The sequence below is a fragment of the Nocardioides sp. 616 genome (assembly GCF_002930065.1).
Taxonomy (GTDB): Bacteria; Actinomycetota; Actinomycetes; order Propionibacteriales; family Nocardioidaceae; genus Nocardioides; species Nocardioides houyundeii.
The window spans coordinates 256146-273718 of sequence record NZ_POAG01000017.1; the positions used below are offsets into that span (position 1 = coordinate 256146).

Below are 17573 nucleotides of genomic sequence, written 5' to 3' on the forward strand. Positions count from 1 at the left end.
AATATGGCTGACGGGCGCGACATCGTACCCAATCCCCCGTACGCGGCGTGCCTGGCGAAGCTGCTCATTCGTGCTCGGCCCGGCTCCATTCCTCAGTCTGGGTGAGGCGGAACAGGTAGTACAGCGAGGGTCCCACGATCACCACCGCCAGGCCGACCACCACGATCAGTCCCACCAGCGTAGCCTCCGCCCCCGCTGCGTCCTCGATAGTCACCTCATCGACCAGCAACCACGGGTACTGACCGAATCCCCAGCCGAACAGCACGGCCGCCACGGCGGAGACCGCCGTCACCCGGGCGACGGCGTAGCGCTCCTTGACGAGCAGCCACAGGGTGGCGAGGCCGCCCAGGGCCGAGACCACGATCAGCGGGGCCGCCTGTTCGGTGAGTCCCTCGGTGAGGGTCGGCGCGTCCCGGGAGATCGGCACCAGGGCGGCGAAGACCACCACACCGGTGATGACACCGCTGATGACCGTCCGCCGCCGGAGCTTGCGTGCCAGGCTGTCTAGCCCGGCTCGCTGGGCGTCGGCGGTCAGGAACACCCCGGCCAGGAAGGCGCACGTGAGCACCGCAATCACCCCGCCGAAGAACGAGGTCGGGGTCAGCCACGACGACCACAGGTCGCCCCGGCCCTGGGCAGGGACCCGGCCCGAGGCGATGGCACCGGCCACGGCTCCAAGGAAGAACGGGGTCACCACCGAGGAGGCGGCGAAGACGACCCCGAAGAACCGGGCCTGAGCCAGCGTCTCGGAGTACTTGCGGAAGGCGAAGCTCGCCCCTCGCAGCACGATCCCCAACAGCGCGAAGAGCATGGGCAGGATCAGGGTCGACATCGCCGAGGCGAAGGACTCGGGGAACCCTGTCCACCACACCACGAGCACGTAGATCAGCCAGACGTGGTTGGCCTCCCACACCGGGCCGATGCTGTGGTCGATCAGGGTGCGCTGCTCCGCACCCTCCACGTCTCCCCCGGCCGTCAGGTCGTAAGAGCCGGTCCCGAAGTCCGCGCCACCCAGTACGCCGTAGGCGACCACGCCCACGAAGAGCGCGGCAGCCACCACGAGCGCGAGGCTCACGAGTCCTCCATCTCCGGCTCGCTGGCGGGTTCGGAGTCACGGAGCCGGCGCGTGGGCCCGTAGGGGCTCGGCAGGTCCAGGTTCCCCGAGCGCCAGCGTCTCGTCATGGAGCGAATGACCAGGGTCGCCGCCACAGTGAGCGCGGCATAGACCAGCAGGGTCGCACCGAAGAGCCACCACAACCAGCCGTTGCTGTCCGCCGCATCGGCGGTGCGAAGCACGCCGTAGACCACCCAGGGCTGTCTGCCCACCTCCGTCGCGGTCCAGCCGGCCTCCACTGCCAGGACAGCCAGGGGGCCGGCGACCACGCCCACCCGCAGGAACCAGGGGTGGTCCAGCAGGTCACGCCCCCGCCACCGCATCAGCCAGAAGACCAGGGCCACGAGCAGCAGGAAGAAGCCGATGCCCACCATCAGCTGGAAGGACAGATGGGTGATGTTGACCGGCGGGCGGTCCTGGACCGGCACGGTGTCCAGTCCGGGCACGGGTGCGTCGAAGGAGTTCCGGGCGATCAAGGATCCGATGTAGGGGATGTCGATAGACCACCGCGCCTCGCCGTCGACGAGGAGACCGCCCAGCCGCAGGGGTGCGGGCGACTCGGTCGTGGTGGCCAGCTCGAAGGCGGCGAGCTTGGCAGGTTGGCGGTCGGCCAGGCCGCCGCCCAGGAAGTGACCGATCACCGGCTGCAGCACCGCAGCGACCGACCCGAAGACGAAGGGGATGGTGAAGCCCCGCCGGTGGTGCTCGTCACGGCGCCCGCGCAGCATCCCCACGGCGTACACGCCGGAGACCAGGAACCCCACGACCATGAAGGCCGCCACCCACATGTGCAGGAACTGCAGAAAGGCCAGGTCGTTGAACATCGCCCGCCACGGGTCGACGTCGACCACCTCGCCGTCCCGGATCCGGAACCCGGCCGGGGCGTTCATCCAGGCGTTCACCGAGACCACGCAGAAGGTCCCGAAGAGCCCGGCCGCTGCCATCGGCAGCAGGGTCAGCAGATGCCGTTTGGGTGGCATCCGTCCCCAGCCGTAGAGGTAGATGCCCAGGAAGATCGCCTCGGTGAAGAACGCCAGTCCCTCGAACGCGAAGGGCAGGCCCAGGACGTCGCCGAACGGGCCCATCAGCCCGGGCCACAACAACCCCATCTCGAAGCTGAGCACGGTGCCGGACACCGCACCCACCGCGAAGAGGACCGCGGAGACCTTCGCCCAGCGCTGGGCCAGGCCCAAGGCCACGGCGTCGTCGCGGTAGATCCCACGCCAGTGCATCACGAAGATCATCGAGGGCAGCGCAACGCCGAAACAGGCGAGCACGATGTGCCACCCCAATGAGAAGGCCATCTGCAACCGCGCCGGAAGCAGGCCCGCGGGTTCCTCCGCGGCGACCACCTGGAGGAGCACCTCGGGCAGGAGCACCCTCACCACGTTAGGCGCGGCAGGCCATGGCCGCCACCCTGTGCGTCCAAGGGACTCTCAACTGCCGACGTACGCCGCCAGGTGCTCACCGGTGAGCGTCGCGGCCTTGACGAGCTCGGCCGGAGGTCCCTGGAACACCACGTTGCCGCCGTCGTGGCCGGCGCCCGGGCCGAGATCGATGATCCAGTCGGCGTGCGCCATGACGGCCTGGTGGTGCTCGATCACGACGACAGACCGGCCCGCCTCCACCAGGCGGTCGAGCAGCCCGAGCAGGTTCGCCACGTCAGCCAGGTGCAGACCGGTGGTCGGCTCATCCAGGACGTAGACCTCACCCTTGTCCGCCATCTGACTGGCGAGCTTGAGGCGCTGCCGCTCCCCTCCCGAGAGGGTGGTCAAGGGCTGTCCCAGGGTGACATAACCAAGGCCCACGTCGACGAGCCGGTCGAGCACCTTCCCAGCAGCGGGAGTGCGAGCCTCGCCCGTGCCGAAGAAGTCCGCAGCCACCGACACCGACATCGCAAGCACCTCGGCGATGTTCCGACCGCCCAGGGTGTGCTCCAGGACGCTCGCCTGGAACCGCCTGCCCTCGCACTCCTCGCAGGGCGACTCCACGGTGGCCACTCCCAGATCGGTGAAGATGACGCCGGCGCCGTTGCAGGTGGGGCAGGCCCCTTCGGAGTTGGAGCTGAACAACGCCGGCTTGACCCCGTTCGCCTTCGCGAACGCCTTGCGGATCGGTTCCAGCAGCCCGGTGTACGTCGCAGGGTTGCTGCGCCGGGAACCCTTGATCGCGGCTTGGTCGATCACCACGACTCCCTCCCGCTGGGCCAGGGAGCCGTGCACCAGCGAGCTCTTCCCCGACCCCGCGACCCCGGTGACCACGGTCAGCACGCCGAGCGGGACGTCGACGTCGACGTGCTTCAGGTTGTGCGCCGAGGCGTCGCGGATCTCCAGCACCCCCGTGGGACTGCGTACCGCGTCCTTGAGTCGGGCGCGGTCGTCGAGGTGCCGACCGGTCGTGGTGTCGCTCGAGCGGAGACCCTCGACCGTGCCCTCGAAGCAGACCTCTCCCCCGGCGCTGCCAGCGCCGGGTCCGAGGTCGACGACGTGGTCGGCGATGGCGATGGTCTCCGGCTTGTGCTCCACCACCAGCACGGTGTTGCCCTTGTCCCGCAGCTGGAGCAGGAGCTCGTTCATCCGCTCGATGTCATGGGGGTGCAGGCCGATCGTGGGCTCGTCGAAGACGTAGGTGACATCGGTGAGCGAGGAGCCCAGGTGCCGGATCATCTTGGTGCGCTGCGCCTCTCCCCCGGATAACGTGCCCGCAGGCCGGTCGAGGCTGAGATAGCCCAGGCCGATGGCCTCGAAGGAGTCGAGCAGGTGCCGCAGCCCCTGGACCAGGGGCGCCACCGACGGGTCCTCGATCTCCCGGACCCACGGGGCCAGGTCACTGATCTGCATCGCACAGACGTCGGCGATGCTCAGGCCGCCGATCTTGGAGGATCGGGCCTGCTCGCTGAGCCGGGTGCCGCCGCACTCCGGGCAGGTCGTGAAGGTCACCGCGCCCTCAACGAACCGGCGGATGTGGGGCTGCAGTGCCTCGACGTCCTTGGACAGGAACGACTTCTTCAGCTGCGGGATCAGGCCCAGGTAGGTCAGGTTGATGCCCTCGACCTTGATCTTGGTCGCCTCTTTGTGGAGCAGGTCCGAGAGCTCCTTCGTGGAGTACTTGCCGATCGGCTTGTCCGGGTCGAACCAGCCGCACCCGCGGAAGATCCGGCCGTACCAGCCCTCCATGCTGTAGCCCGGGATCGTGATCGCGCCCTCGTTGAGGGACTTGGACTCGTCGTAGAGGGCCGACAGGTCGATGTCGTTGGTCGCGCCCATGCCGTCGCACCGGGGGCACATGCCTCCGGTGACGGAGAAGGTCCGCACCTCGTTCTTGGTCTGTCCCTCCTTCTCGTACTTCACCCGGCCCGACCCGCTCGCGGAGGCGACGTTGAAGGAGAACGCCTGGGGCGAGCCGATGTGCGGCTCCCCCAGCCTGCTGAAGAGGATCCGCAGCATGGCGTTGGCGTCGGTCGCGGTGCCGACCGTGGAGCGAGGATTGGCGCCCATCCGCTCCTGGTCCACGATGATCGCCGTGGTCAGGCCCTCGAGCAGATCGACGTCGGGGCGGGCCTGCTGCGGCATGAACCCCTGCACGAACGCGCTGTAGGTCTCGTTGATCATCCGCTGTGACTCCGCGGCGATGGTGGCGAAGACCAGAGAGCTCTTGCCGGAGCCGGAGACCCCGGTGAACACGGTGAGGCGCCGCTTGGGCAGCTCCACGTCGATGTTCTTGAGGTTGTTCTCGCGGGCCCCCTGCACGCGGATCAGGTCGTGGGTGTCGGCGGTGTGCGGTCTCGTCGTCACCCTGGTGATGCTCCCACGCCCAAGGCATCCCCGCAGCCCGCGTCTGAGGGATTGTCGACTCCGGTCGAGCGGGGCTAGCGTCGATAGGTCCCAGGAGGTAGCCATGACCCCTCGTAGATCCGCCCTCGTCCGGTCCACGTCCAGACGCCCCGGAGCGCGCCGAGCGGTGCTCGCCACCGCGCTGGCGCTGCTGGCCCCGGTGCTGGCCACCGGCCTGCTCGCTCCCGCCCCCGGCCAGGCTCGCCCGCACCATCCGGCTCCGTTCCCGGCCCGCATCGCGCTCCCCGACAACTTTGCGCCCGAGGGCATCGCGATCGGTCCCGGACCACGCGCCTGGCTCGGCTCCCGGGTGGACGGGGACATCTACCAGGTCGACCTGCGCACCGGGGAGGGCCGCACCATCTCCCAGGGACCGGGGACCCCCTCGATCGGCCTCAAGTCGGACCGGCGAGGGCGGCTCTTCATCGCCGGCGGGCCCTCCGGAACAGCACGGGTGGTGGATGTCCGGTCCGGCGGGCTCCTGGCCGACTACCAGCTCGCCACGGGTCCGACGTTCGTCAACGACGTCGTGCTGACCCGGCGTACGGCCTGGTTCACCGATTCGCAGCAACCGGTGCTGTACCGACTCCCGCTGGGCCGCGGCGGGGAGCTGCCGTCCCCGTCGGAGGTTCGGTCCCTGCCTCTCTCGGGCGACTGGGTCCAGGTGCCGGGAACCAACGCCAACGGCATCGCCACCACACCGGACGGGCGAGCGCTGCTGGTAGTGAACTCCACGAGCGGACTGCTGTACCGGGTGGATCCGGCGACCGGCGAGGCCGTGGCGGTGGACCTAGGGGGCTACTCGGTGGTCAACGGGGACGGGCTGCTCCGGTTCGGGCGAATCCTCTACGTGGTGCAGAACAGGCTCAACCGGGTGGCGGTGCTGCGGCTGGACCGCAGCGGCACTCGCGGCATGCTCGTCGACACCATCACCTCCGGGGACTTCGACGTACCGAGCACGGTGGCGGCCTTCGGGCGCTGGCTCTACCTGCCAAATGCGCGCTTCGGTCGCGAGACGCCCCCGGTCACCGAGTACTGGGTCACTCGCGTCCCGCGGTGAGCGCCTCTCGATCCTGCTCGTGCCGTCCAGCCGGGCGCTGGGTGGCGCTCCCTTCCACCCGTTCCACGATCTGCCGCAGCCGGGGGTGCGCGTGGTCCTCACCCACGATCTGGCTGGTGAACCACCGCAGGCGCAGCTGGCCGCCCGAGGTCTCCAGCAGGCCGATGTTGTTGTCGAACCAAGGTCCCTCGACGTTGCGCCACCGCAGCGGCGACGCCGGCACCTTGGCCGAGAGCGAGACCAGACGTCCCACCGGGCCGGCAACCCCGTAGGCCAGCGCCGCGGTCGCGAACCGCATCTTCAGCTCCAGGGGATTGCGGATCGGCGAGCAGACCGCCTGCAGCAGCGCGCTGTGCAATGGCTTCCGCCTGCGGGCCTCCTTGCGCGAGAGCCGGGCGCTGCTGAGATAGCTGTGGTGCACGTCCCCGGACAGGAAGGTCACCGTCGAGGGCGCCTGCCCGCGCTGGCCCGAGGCGACCTCGATCACCATGTCGGCGACGCTGAGGAACGAGTCCTGGAAGGCCGCCCAGTGCTCCAGGTCCACCGTCTGCCTGATCCGCTCCCCCGCCCTCGAGCTCAGTCGCCCCCAGGCTCCCTGGGCCAGCGCCTCGGAGAAGCCCTCCACGTGGTGCAGGCCCTGGGAGAGCAGGAACGGCAGGGAGGTGCCGATGAGCAGGTGGTCCACGTCGCCCTGCACCTGGCGGTCGAGCCACCCCAGCTCGTCGGGGTCCAGCATCGCTCGGTGCTCCGGATCGAGCACCCGCGCGGCGCGACTGTCCACCACCACGAGTCGGGCCCGGGTGCCGAAGTCGCGCGAGTAGCTCCACCGATAGGTCTCCGGTTGCTGGTCCACCCGGGCTGCGAACTCGTCCAGCAGAGGCCCCAGGTCCGGACCCTGGGGGCCTTCGTGGTCACGCAGGGTGCGCCAGAGCTCGTCCTGCTCCCGCTCGGCCGCGGACATGTTGCCCAGGTGCTGGTAGACCCAGTACGACGAGAGCGCGGCCACGATCCGGCCGTGCCACCACGGCGTCTGCTCCATCTGCTCCCGCCAGGACTGGGAGGTGTTCCAGTCGTCGCGCACGTCGTGGTCGTCGAAGATCATGGCGCTGGGGACCGTGGAGAGCAGCCACCGGTTCGCCGGGTCCGACCAGGCCAAGAAGTACAGGTGCGCGTACTCCTCGTAGTCCTTGAGCTCCTCCCCCGGCGGCTCCGCCGGGTCCCGCCGGGAGGCGATGAACTCTCGCATCTCCTCGGAGGTCTCGTCGGCGTAGACCTGGTCCCCCAGGAGCAGCAGCAGGTCCGGCCAGGCCAGGTCCTCCAGCTCTGAGGAGTCGTCGGCGGGAGGCGCCGCACCGGCCAGGCGCAGCGCGTAGGTGCGCATCGCGTCGACCCCGTGCGTCTCGTGGCCGCGCCGGTCGTGCGGCACCGCCGTACGGCAGGAGCCATAGGCGATCGCCAGGGGGCCATCGCCGGCAGGGGTCGCGATGACCGAGGGTGGGAACTCGGAGTCCGCGGGGGGCCAGACCACGGCATCGTCCAGCCGGACCTCGTAGGGCCGCCGGGTCCCGGCGCCCAGGCCGCTGAGCTCCACCAACGCGTAGTGGTGCCCGTGCACGGCGAACGTGCGCGTCGTCGCCGAGACACCCGACGCGTCCACCCGCACCGTCGCGGGGCCCGAGACCTCCAGCCACAGGGTGGCGGACGACTCGTCCACATGGCGCAGCAACGGTCCCAGCACGAGCTCGGTGATGGCGCCTCCTCGGGTCGGGACCGAACCTACCCTGCCGGGCGAGGCAGGATCGGTGGTGCCGGCGCGTGCTGGCGAACGGGTCCGGTGGTTGTGGTGTTGTTCACGGCCTTGAACGGTCCTGATAGGTGCGATCTCTGCTGGGCGTACCTGGCATGGCCGGTCTCACACGGGCCGCCGCCTCGAGGGCAGAGTCTCGGCGCGTCGCGCACAGTGCCGACTTTGCCTATCTCATATCTGAGATAGCGTGGAGTCCATGACGCAGGACTATCTCGCCCGGATCGGCAACTTGATCCGCGACGCCCGTAAGCACCGTGGAATGACCCAGCAGCAGCTCGCCGAGACCCTCGGCACCAGCCAGAGCGCGATCAACCGCATCGAGAAGGGGCACCAGAACCTCTCCTTGGAGATGCTCGCCCGGATCGGCGCCGCGCTCGACTCCGAGATCGTCTCCGTCGGCGCCGGGCCGACCCACCTGCGCGTCACCGGCCCGACCACCCTGGCCGGCAAGATCGACGTCAAGACCTCCAAGAACGCCGGAGTGGCGCTGCTGTGCGCCTCCTTGCTCAACCGCGGGCGCACGACGCTCCGCAAGGTCGCTCGGATCGAGGAGGTCAACCGGCTCCTGGAGGTGCTGGAGTCGCTGGGAGTCCAGACCCGCTGGCTCAACTCGGACAACGACCTGGAGATCATCCCGCCTGAGGAGCTCGACCTGAGCGCCATCGACGAGGCGGCCGCGCGCCGCACCCGCTCGGTGATCATGTTCCTGGGACCGCTGCTGCACCGCTACGACTCCTTCGACCTCCCCTACGCAGGCGGATGCCAGCTGGGCACCCGCACCGTGGAGCCGCACATGTCGGCGCTGCGCCCCTTCGGTCTGGAGATCAAGGCCAACGAGGGCGCCTACCACGCCCAGGTCAACCACGCCGTGGAGCCGACCCGCCCCATCGTGCTGACCGAGCGCGGCGACACGGTCACCGAGAACGCGCTCATGGCCGCGGCCCTGCGCCCGAGCACCACGGTCATCCGCAACGCCTCCTCGAACTACATGGTCCAGGACCTCTGCTTCTACCTGCAGAAGCTGGGTGTCGAGGTCGAGGGCGTCGGCACGACGACGCTGAAGGTCACCGGTCTGGCACGCATCGACGTCGACGTCGACTACTCCCCCAGCGAGGACCCGATCGAGGCCATGTCGCTGCTCGCCGCAGCGATCGTGACGAAGTCCGAGATCACCATCCAGCGGGTACCGATCGAGTTCCTCGAGATCGAGCTGTCGCTGCTGGAGGAGATGGGTCTGCAGTACAGCCGCACCGAGGAGTACGTCGCCAACAACGGCCACACCCGGCTGGTGGACATCACCACCCGGGCCTCGGAGCTGCGGGCGCCGCTGGACAAGATCCACCCCATGCCGTTCCCCGGCCTGAACATCGACAACCTGCCGTTCTTCGCGGTGATCGGTGCCGTCGCCGAGGGGCAGACGCTCCTGCACGACTGGGTCTACGAGAACCGGGCGATCTACCTCCTGGAGCTCAACAAGCTGGGCGCCGACGTCAAGCTCCTCGACCCGCACCGGGTGATGATCGAGGGGCCGACCCGTTGGTCGGGTGCCGAGATCGTCTGCCCGCCGGCGCTGCGTCCCGCGGTGGTGATCCTGCTCGCCATGCTCGCCTCGAAGGGCACCTCGGTGCTGCGGTCGACGTACGTCATCCATCGGGGCTACGAGGACCTGGCGGAGCGGCTGAACACGCTGGGCGCCAACATCGAGACCTTCCGGGACATCTGAGTACGCCTTCCTGTCACGTGACGAGACCCCCCGAGCGCGCCTGGCGCCCGGGGGGTCTCGGTCGTTCGGGGTGACTACTTCGTGAAGGCGCCGGCGTCGACCGGCAGGGTGACTCCGGTGACGTAGCGACCCTCGTCGCTGGTCAGGAACATGATCGCGTTGGTGATGTCGTCGCACTCCACCCACGGCACGGCCAGGGAGTTGAGCCCGATCATCCCGGGGATGGCCTTCTCCTCGGTGGCCTCCTCGTCCTCCGGCACGAACATGGAGTAGGTCCCGGGGTTCTTGACCATGATCGTGGCCACGTTGGTCGGGTGGATCGTGTTGACCCGGATGTTGTGGGGGGCCAGCTCGTTGGACATGGTGCGCATCAGGCCGACGATTCCGTGCTTGGCGCTCACGTAGTGGGCGACGTGCTGGATCCCCTTGAGTCCACCGATGGAGCTGGTGAACACCATCGAGCCACCCTCACCCTGGTCGATGAGCTTGGGTACCGCGACCTTGGCCGTGTGGAAGACCCCGGTGAGGTTGACGTCGATCATGTCGCGCCACATCTCCGAGGTGAGCTCCCACGACTTGCCGTAGGTGGCGATACCGGCGTTGGCGAGCACGATGTCGATCCGGCCGAGCTGGTCGACACCCTCGTCGAACGCCTTCTGCAGCCCGTCGAGGTCACGCACGTCGGCCTGTCGGGCGACGATGCGCTGTCCCGTGGCCTCCACGGCCTTGACCGTCTCCTGCAGCTCGTCCGGCGTGGCGAGCGGGTAGAACGGCGTCACCGAGGCGATCTCGGCACAGATGTCCACCGCGATGATGTCGGCACCCTGCTCCGCCATCCGGATGGCGTGGTTGCGTCCCTGTCCCCGTGCCGCGCCCGTGATGAACGCGACCTTGCCTGCGAGTCGGCCTGCCATGAGTGCTCCATTCCATGCATATGATTGGGGTCTTTATGATCCACATCACACCACCATCCGTCAACCCGGCTGTGCACTCTCCGCTCGATTCCGCTGGCGCATCCTGATTCTCTTGTGACCTGCCTCATACATGCATATGGTCCGCATGGTTAGACCCCTACGAGCAAAGGTGCACCCCATGTCGACAGCGGAACCCACCAGCCCTCCCGACATCCTGTCCGCGGACTACCTCGCGGACCCCTACCCGCTGCAGCGGGTGCTCCGTGACGAGCACCCGGTGCTCTATCACGAGGCGACCCAGAGCTACCTGATCAGTCGGTTCGAGGACGTCGCGGGAGCCTTCAAGAGTCCCGCCTTCTCGAGCCGGAACTACGAGTGGCAGCTGGAGCCGCTGCACGGGCGCACGATCCTGCAGATGGAAGGCACCGAGCACTCGCGACACCGGGCCCTCCTCAACCCGTTCTTCCGGGGCAAGGGCCTGGAGAAGTTCATGCCCGTGATCATGGACAACGCGGTGGGACTGATCAACGGGATCGTGCAGCGGGCGGGGGACGACCTGATGGCCGAGATCGCGCCTCGGGGCCGCACCGACCTGGTCGCCGACTTCACCACCTGGTTCCCGATCAACGTCATGGTCGACATGCTCGGTCTGCCCAAGAGCGACCACGACCGGTTCCACCGCTGGTACGAGTCGATCATGGCGAGCCTGAACAACCTGGTCGGCGATCCCGAGGTGACCGCGGCCGCCGAGGCGACCAAGGTCGAGCTGCGGGACTACATGATGCCGATCATCGAGGAGCGGCGCACCGGCGACGGGGAGGACCTGCTCTCGCGCCTGTGCCGGGCTGAGGTCGACGGCCACCAGATGTCGGACGAGGAGATCAAGGCGTTCGTGAGCCTGCTCCTCGTCGCCGGTGGCGAGACCACCGACAAGGCCGTGGCCAGCATGGTCCGCAACCTGATGGACAACCCCGAGCAGCTCGAGGCCGTCCGGAAGGACCGCTCGCTGGTCAACAACGCCATCGCCGAGACGCTGCGCCACTCCGGCCCGGTGCACATGATCATGCGGCAGACCGAGCAGGACGTGGAGCTGCACGGCACCACGGTCCCGAGCGGGTCGACCTGCATCATGATGCTCAGCTCCGCCAACCGCGACGAGCGGCAGTTCAAGGACCCGGAGAAGTTCGACATCTTCCGCGACGACCTCGATGTCGCCAAGGCGTTCAGCGGGGCCGCCAACCACGTCCAGTTCATCCTCGGCCGCCACTTCTGCGTCGGATCCCTGCTGGCCCAGACGGAGATGACGATCGCGCTCAACCTGGTGCTCGACAACATGGAGAACCTCCGCTACCCCGACGGCTTCACCTCGCGCGAGGACGGGTTGTACTCCCGGGGCATCCCGGAGCTGCTGGTCGAGTTCGACCCGGTCCCCGCCGGGTAGCAGTTCGGGCCGTCACGCGCGCCGCCGCGCCGGATCACCGATCCGCGCCCGGTCGTGGATACTGCACGCGTGACGGCCCGAACGACGCGACCCGCCTACCTCCAGCACCCAGCCCAGGTGCTGGCGTTCGCGCACCGCGGCGGCTCCTACCACCCTGAGATCGAGGGCCTGGAGAACACCATGGCGGCCTTCGCCCATGCGGTGGCCCTTGGCTACGACTACCTGGAGACGGACGTGGTGGCCACCAGCGACGGTGTGCTGCTGGCCTTCCACGACACGGTGCTGGACCGGGTCACCGACCGGACCGGGGAGGTCTCGGCCTCCACGTACGCCGAGGTGATGCAGGCCCTGATCGACGGCCGGGAGCGCATCCCGAGACTGACCGACCTGCTCGCGGCCTTCCCGCAGGTGCGCTTCAACATCGACCTGAAGACCGACGGAGCCGTGCTGCCCCTGGTGGAGCTCATCGAGCGGCACGGTGCTCACGACCAGATCCTCGTCGGGTCGTTCTCCGGACGCCGCCTGCGCGCCTTCCGGCGCCTCACCCGGGGACGGGTGGCCACCTCGGCGCATCCTCTCGAGGTGGTCCTCTTCCGCCTGCTGCCGAGTGCGCGGCTGGCCGATCGGTTGTGCGGAGGCGCCCTCAGCGCGTTCCAGGTGCCGCACCGGCGGGGGCGCCTGCGGGTGGTCACCCCCGGGTTCGTACGACGGGCGCACGCCGTGGGCAAGCACGTCCATGTCTGGACCATCGACGACCCCGACGAGATGCGACTGCTGCTGGACCGAGGCGTCGACGGCCTGATGACCGATCGCACAGACCTGCTCAAGGAGGTCCTGCGGGAACGCGGGGCATGGAGGGAGACCCGATGACCGCCAACGAGGTCGCAGAGCCGAACCCGGTGCGGTCCGGCTCGCGCTGGCCCGTCATCGCGTGGGGCCTGTGGGACTGGGGGTCCGCGGCCTTCAACGCCGTGATCACCACGTTCGTGTTCAGCGTCTACATCACCTCCGACTCGTTCGGCGACGGCGCGAGCGGCAAGCTCGGCTGGGCACTCGCCGGCGCCGGTGTCCTGGTGGCGCTCTTCGCCCCGATCAGCGGCCAGCGGGCCGACCGCTCGGGACGACGTACCTACTGGCTGGCGGTCAACACCTCACTGGTGGTGGTTGCCTCGGTCGGCCTCTTCTTCGTCAAGCCCTCCCCCGAGTACCTCTGGCTGGGCCTGCTGCTGCTCGCGGCCGGCAACGTCTTCTTCGAGTTCGCCTCGGTCAACTACAACGCGATGCTCAACGAGATCGCCACGCCGGCCACCGTGGGGCGGGTCTCCGGACTCGGGTGGGGTCTGGGCTACATCGGTGGCATCGTGCTGCTGCTCTTCGTCTACTTCGGACTCATCAATCCCGAGGTCGGACTGTTCGGCATCACCGATGAGCAGGCGTTGGACGTGCGGGTCACGATGCTGATCTGCGCGCTGTGGACGGTGCTGTTCAGCCTCCCGGTGATCCTGACGCTGCGCGACGACAAGAGCCAGCGCACACCGCGGGGACCGCGGGTCGGGCTGGCGGCGTCCTACCGGCACCTGTTCCGCACCGTGCGCGCACTGTGGGAGACCGACCGCAACACCGCCTACTTCCTGCTCGCCTCCGCGGTGTTCCGTGACGGCCTGGCCGGGGTCTTCACCTTCGGCGGCGTGCTGGCGGCGGGCACCTTCGGGTTCTCCGACGGAGACGTCATCATCTTCGGCGTGGCGGCCAACGTGGTCGCTGGGATCGCGACCATCCTGTTCGGTGCGCTCGACGACCGTCTGGGGCCCAAGCGGGTCATCGTGCTCTCCCTGAGCGCGATGCTGGTCGCTGGCTTCATGGTGTTCCTGATGCACGACGGTGGCACGGTGATGTTCTGGATCTTCGGTCTGGTGCTGTGCATCTTCGTGGGTCCGGCCTCGTCCGCCTCCCGGACCTTCCTGGCGCGTCTCATCCCCGAAGGCGAGGAAGGTGAGATCTTCGGGCTCTACGCCACGACGGGCCGCGCGGTGAGCTTCATGGCGCCGGCCGCCTGGTCCGGGGCGATCCTGCTCGGCGCCGCCGTGACCGGGGTGGCCGACGCCGACGACGTCCAGCACTGGGGCATCCTGGGCATCCTGCTCGTCCTCGCGATCGGCCTGGCCCTCGTGCTCCGGGTCAAGCCCCAGATCCGTGAGGACTCCGCACTTGCGGCCTCCCAGAGTGCGGAATGAGCCTCTTCTGGCCCGTCTAGGAGTGTGTTCCCCCACATTGGGTATGTTGGAGTGAGCGGAATGTGGGTGCGGTCGATACCGTTGAAGAAGCAATGACGGCCGACGCCGCATTTAGTGGCGTCCTGGAACCCGAATCCCGGTCGTCGTCGTCTGCAGACCGTGGGCGAAAGTCAAGAATTTGTGGAGGTGGCTTCATGGCGGAGCGCACGTTGCGTGGTGCCAGGCTCGGTGGGCAGAGCTTCGAGGATGAGCGCGGCATTGAGTTCGCGGGCCGTCAGCAGGCCGGCTACCGGTGCAAGGAAGGCCACACGTTCGAGATCACCATGTCCGACGAGGCCGACGTCCCGGCTCTGTGGGAGTGCCCCAAGTGCGGCGCCGAGGCGCTGAGCACCTCCGGGATCACCCCCGACGAGAAGGTGGAGAAGCCGGCTCGCACCCACTGGGACATGCTGCTCGAGCGCCGCTCCGAGAAGGAGCTCGAGGACATTCTCAAGGAGCGCCTGGAGCTGCTCCGCGGTGGCGAGATCGGTCCGGCGCACCTGCACCGGGCGAACGCCAAGAAGCGCGTGAAGTCGACCGCCTGACGGCTGTCAGGGATCGACCACCTCACCCCGGACGACGGGCCCCTCGGGCTCGGGTCCGGGGTGAGCTGCATCTGAGGCGTTCGACCGCCGCGTCTGACCGACGCTGCCGATCACCGTGGCCGAGAGCAGGCGGGCGGCGAAGAACTTGGTCAGCAGCCGCCGGGCCACGGGCCGGGTGACCGGCAGGATCAGCAGGATCCCGAAGGCGTCGCTGACGAAGCCGGGGCTCAGCATCAGGGTGCCGCCGGCGATGATGAGCGCACCGTCGGCCAGCTCTCGCGAGGGCATCCTGCCGGCGGCCAGGGTGGCGTTCAGGGCGCGCCAGGCCCGCGTCCCCTCCCGTCGGATCAGCCAGCCGCCCAGGAAGCTGTCCAGGACCAGCAGCACGATCGTCCACCAGGCACCGATCGTCTGACCGACCTGGATCAGCACCCAGATCTCGGCCAGTGGCATCACCACGAGCAGCACGAACAGGATCCACATCGGGATCCCTCGACGAGAAGTCATCTCTCAATCATGCGTGACGAGACCCAGAGAAGCGCCGGCGCAGCCGGTCGCGACGCTCGGCGAGACCCCAGCGGGTGATCAGCTTGAGCGACTCGGTGGCCACGTCCTTGCTCATCTTGGAGTCGCCGCGCTGGCGCTCGATGAAGTCGATCGGCACCTCCACGACGCTCATGCCGTGGCTCAGCGTGCGGTATGCCATGTCGGTCTGGAACACATACCCCGTGGAGCGCACTGTGTCGAGGTCGATCGTCTCCAGCGTGCTACGTCGGAAGAGCCGGAAGCCCGCGGTGGCGTCCTTGACGCGGATCCCCAGGAGCAGCCGCACGTAGAGGTTGCCGCCACGCGAGAGCGCCTCGCGAGACTTCGGCCAGTTCACGATGGATCCCCCCGGAACCCAGCGCGAACCGATGACCAGGTCGGCTCCCGCAGCGAGGGCGTCGATGAGGCGCTGGAGCTGCTCGGGCTGGTGCGAGCCGTCGGCGTCCATCTCCCCGATCACGTCGTACCCCTGCTCCAGGGCGACCTTGAACCCGTGGACGTAGGCCGCACCCAGCCCGGCCTTCTCCGTACGGTGCAGCACGTGGACGTGGTCGTCGGACTCCGCGAGCTCGTCGGCGATCTTGCCGGTCCCGTCCGGGGAGCCGTCGTCCACGACGAGCACGTGGACGTCGGGCTGGGCCTTGCGCAACCGCGCCACGATCCACGCAAGGTTGCTCGCCTCGTTGTAGGTCGGTACGACCATGACGGTGCGGCCCAGAAGGTTCTGCGTCACGCTCGTGCTCCCTCGAGTTTCTCGGTCGGTGTCGCGAATATAGGGCCTTGGTCCGGGCGGCGTCTCAAGGCCCCGAGACAACCCAGCAGGGAGAGCGCCAGCGCCAGGCGACCCGGCCAGGGACCCAGGTAGACGGCCGGGGTGATGCGCGAGGTGAGCGCGACGTCCTCGACCAGGACCGTGGTGGTGCGTGGCACGGCCTCGTCGATCACGCTCCCGTCGGGCCCGATCACCCCGGTGACGCCGTTGGTCGCCGCCACCACGGTGTGGCGGCCGGTCTCCATGGCCCGCAGCCGGGTGATCTCGAACTGCTGCTCGATCTGGTGGGTGTGGATGAACATGGCGTTGCTCGTCTGGACCGTGAGCATCTGGGCGCCATGTCGCACCTGCTCCTGCAGCCCGTCGTCGTAGGCGACGTCGAAGCAGATGGCGTCGGCCACCAGCGCGCCGTCCACGCGCAGCGGCTCCACCCGGGTGCCGCTGAGCATGTCTCGTCCGATGAGCTGGAGCTTGCCGAAGTTGCTGGTGAACACGGTGTCGCGCCACGGGATGTACTCCCCGAAGGGGACCGGGTGGCGCTTGGTGTAGCGGTCTCCTCCGCCGAGACCGGGGTTCCACACGATCCCCTGGTTCAGCACGTCCTCGCCGTCCGCGGAGTCGGCCATGGCACCGACCAGGATCGGCACCCCGATCGCGGCCGAGGCCCGCTCGATCCCGCTGTTGACCTCGACGTCGCGGAACGGGTCCACGGCCGTGGAGTTCTCGGGCCAGACCACGAAGTCCGGCCTCGGCACGGCCCCGCGACGCACGTCCAGGGCCAGGTCCACGGTGGCCTGGACGTGGTTGGCGGTCACCTGCCGGTGTACGGCGACCAGGTTGTCCCCGCTGCCGGGCACGTCCCCCTGGACCGCGGCCACGGTGACCTCCCCGTCGTGGCCCGCGTCCCAGCCGAGCAGCAACGGGAGCAGCGTCACGGCCACCAGGGCGGCAACCGGTGCGCAGGCCGCTCGAGGCGTCGGGCGGGTCAGCAGCAGCCACGCCAGCGTCGTACCGGTCAGCGCCAGCACGAGACTGACGCCGGTGAAGCCCAACCAGGGCAGCCCGGAGGCCCACGGGGTGTCGGCCACGGCGTAGGAGATGCGACCCCAGGGCATGCCGCCGAAGGGCCAGGCGCCTCGTACCGTCTCGACCCCCACCCAGGCCAGCGCGGTCCACACCGGCCACCACCGCAAGCGCGACAGCAGGGCCAGTGCGCTGCCCAGGGGGGCGAAGTACAGAGCCTGGACCCCCGCCAGGGCCAGCCAGGCGTCCCATCCGACGGCGCGCATCCAGAAGAGCAGGACGAAGAAGAAGCCCACCCCGAAGGCGAGACCGGGCAGCCACCCGGTTCTGGGTCGGGTTCCGTGCAGCGAGAGCACCAGCACCGCGACGCCGATCGGCGTCAGCAGTGCGAGCCCGACGGGCTCAGAGGCCAGGGCCAGGATCACGCCCCCTGCCAGGGCGAACAGGGAGCGCAGGAACACTCCCCCACGGTACCGGGTAGGCGCTGAGAGCGCCCTCGGAGCCGACGCGGCGGGTCTGCAG

14 protein-coding genes are annotated in these 17573 nt (G+C 68.8%); 6 read left to right on the plus strand and 8 right to left on the minus strand.

Annotation, left to right across the window (positions count from 1 at the left end; genetic code table 11):
* Positions 1 to 64 precede the first annotated feature (64 nt).
* From C5H89_RS07660 to C5H89_RS07670, 3 genes are read right to left on the minus strand one after another with little or no spacing between them, the layout of a single operon-like run.
* Complete coding sequence (locus tag C5H89_RS07660; RefSeq protein ID WP_104106433.1) at positions 65 to 1075, minus strand: cytochrome d ubiquinol oxidase subunit II; 1011 nt, start codon at positions 1073 to 1075, stop codon at positions 65 to 67.
* The gene (locus C5H89_RS07665) at positions 1072 to 2493 is read right to left on the minus strand and encodes a cytochrome ubiquinol oxidase subunit I (RefSeq protein ID WP_240181755.1); all 1422 of its coding nucleotides are present in this window, start codon (positions 2491 to 2493) and stop codon (positions 1072 to 1074) included. Before C5H89_RS07665 ends, C5H89_RS07660 begins: the two co-directional genes overlap by 4 nt.
* A 57-nt stretch (positions 2494 to 2550) precedes the next feature.
* Positions 2551 to 4908, minus strand: coding sequence for an excinuclease ABC subunit UvrA (locus tag C5H89_RS07670; RefSeq protein WP_240181756.1), 2358 nt, complete (start codon positions 4906 to 4908; stop codon positions 2551 to 2553).
* Positions 4909 to 5011: 103 nt separating this feature from the next.
* On the opposite strand from C5H89_RS07670, the gene C5H89_RS07675 reads away from it, so the two are divergent.
* Positions 5012 to 6007 (plus strand): superoxide dismutase, encoded by a 996-nt coding sequence (locus C5H89_RS07675; protein ID WP_205304920.1) that lies wholly within the window; start codon positions 5012 to 5014, stop codon positions 6005 to 6007.
* On the opposite strand, the gene C5H89_RS07680 is transcribed toward C5H89_RS07675, so the two are convergent.
* On the minus strand, positions 5988 to 7721 hold the full coding sequence (locus C5H89_RS07680; RefSeq protein WP_240181757.1) for an alkaline phosphatase D family protein: 1734 nt from the start codon (positions 7719 to 7721) through the stop codon (positions 5988 to 5990). The genes C5H89_RS07675 and C5H89_RS07680 overlap by 20 nt on opposite strands.
* A 289-nt stretch (positions 7722 to 8010) precedes the next feature.
* Here C5H89_RS07680 and C5H89_RS07685 point away from each other — a divergent pair, with 289 nt between their 5' ends.
* Complete coding sequence (locus tag C5H89_RS07685) at positions 8011 to 9537, plus strand: UDP-N-acetylglucosamine 1-carboxyvinyltransferase (protein ID WP_104106833.1); 1527 nt, start codon at positions 8011 to 8013, stop codon at positions 9535 to 9537.
* A gap of 74 nt (positions 9538 to 9611) precedes the next feature.
* On the opposite strand, the gene C5H89_RS07690 is transcribed toward C5H89_RS07685, so the two are convergent.
* Positions 9612 to 10451, minus strand: coding sequence for a mycofactocin-coupled SDR family oxidoreductase (locus C5H89_RS07690; RefSeq protein ID WP_104106437.1), 840 nt, complete (start codon positions 10449 to 10451; stop codon positions 9612 to 9614).
* A gap of 178 nt (positions 10452 to 10629) precedes the next feature.
* On the opposite strand from C5H89_RS07690, the gene C5H89_RS07695 reads away from it, so the two are divergent.
* From C5H89_RS07695 to C5H89_RS07710, 4 genes are all read left to right on the plus strand, one after another.
* The gene (locus C5H89_RS07695) at positions 10630 to 11892 is read left to right on the plus strand and encodes a cytochrome P450 (protein WP_104106438.1); all 1263 of its coding nucleotides are present in this window, start codon (positions 10630 to 10632) and stop codon (positions 11890 to 11892) included.
* Positions 11893 to 11961: 69 nt separating this feature from the next.
* Positions 11962 to 12762, plus strand: a complete 801-nt coding sequence (locus C5H89_RS07700; protein ID WP_240181758.1) for a glycerophosphodiester phosphodiesterase — start codon at positions 11962 to 11964, stop codon at positions 12760 to 12762.
* Positions 12759 to 14126 (plus strand): MFS transporter, encoded by a 1368-nt coding sequence (locus C5H89_RS07705; protein ID WP_205304921.1) that lies wholly within the window; start codon positions 12759 to 12761, stop codon positions 14124 to 14126. Before C5H89_RS07700 ends, C5H89_RS07705 begins: the two co-directional genes overlap by 4 nt.
* A 194-nt stretch (positions 14127 to 14320) precedes the next feature.
* A complete protein-coding gene (locus C5H89_RS07710; protein WP_101524441.1) occupies positions 14321 to 14710 on the plus strand; it encodes an RNA polymerase-binding protein RbpA in 390 nt (129 codons plus the stop codon).
* 6 nt (positions 14711 to 14716) lie between these two features.
* On the opposite strand, the gene C5H89_RS07715 is transcribed toward C5H89_RS07710, so the two are convergent.
* Genes C5H89_RS07715 through lnt form a run of 3 tightly spaced genes read right to left on the minus strand, consistent with a single transcriptional unit; the run spans position 14717 to position 17512 of the window.
* On the minus strand, positions 14717 to 15217 hold the full coding sequence (locus C5H89_RS07715) for an FxsA family protein (protein ID WP_104106441.1): 501 nt from the start codon (positions 15215 to 15217) through the stop codon (positions 14717 to 14719).
* 7 nt (positions 15218 to 15224) lie between these two features.
* On the minus strand, positions 15225 to 15989 hold the full coding sequence (locus C5H89_RS07720; RefSeq protein ID WP_240181759.1) for a polyprenol monophosphomannose synthase: 765 nt from the start codon (positions 15987 to 15989) through the stop codon (positions 15225 to 15227).
* Complete coding sequence (lnt, locus tag C5H89_RS07725; protein WP_104106442.1) at positions 15986 to 17512, minus strand: apolipoprotein N-acyltransferase; 1527 nt, start codon at positions 17510 to 17512, stop codon at positions 15986 to 15988. Before lnt ends, C5H89_RS07720 begins: the two co-directional genes overlap by 4 nt.
* Positions 17513 to 17573: the final 61 nt, after the last annotated feature.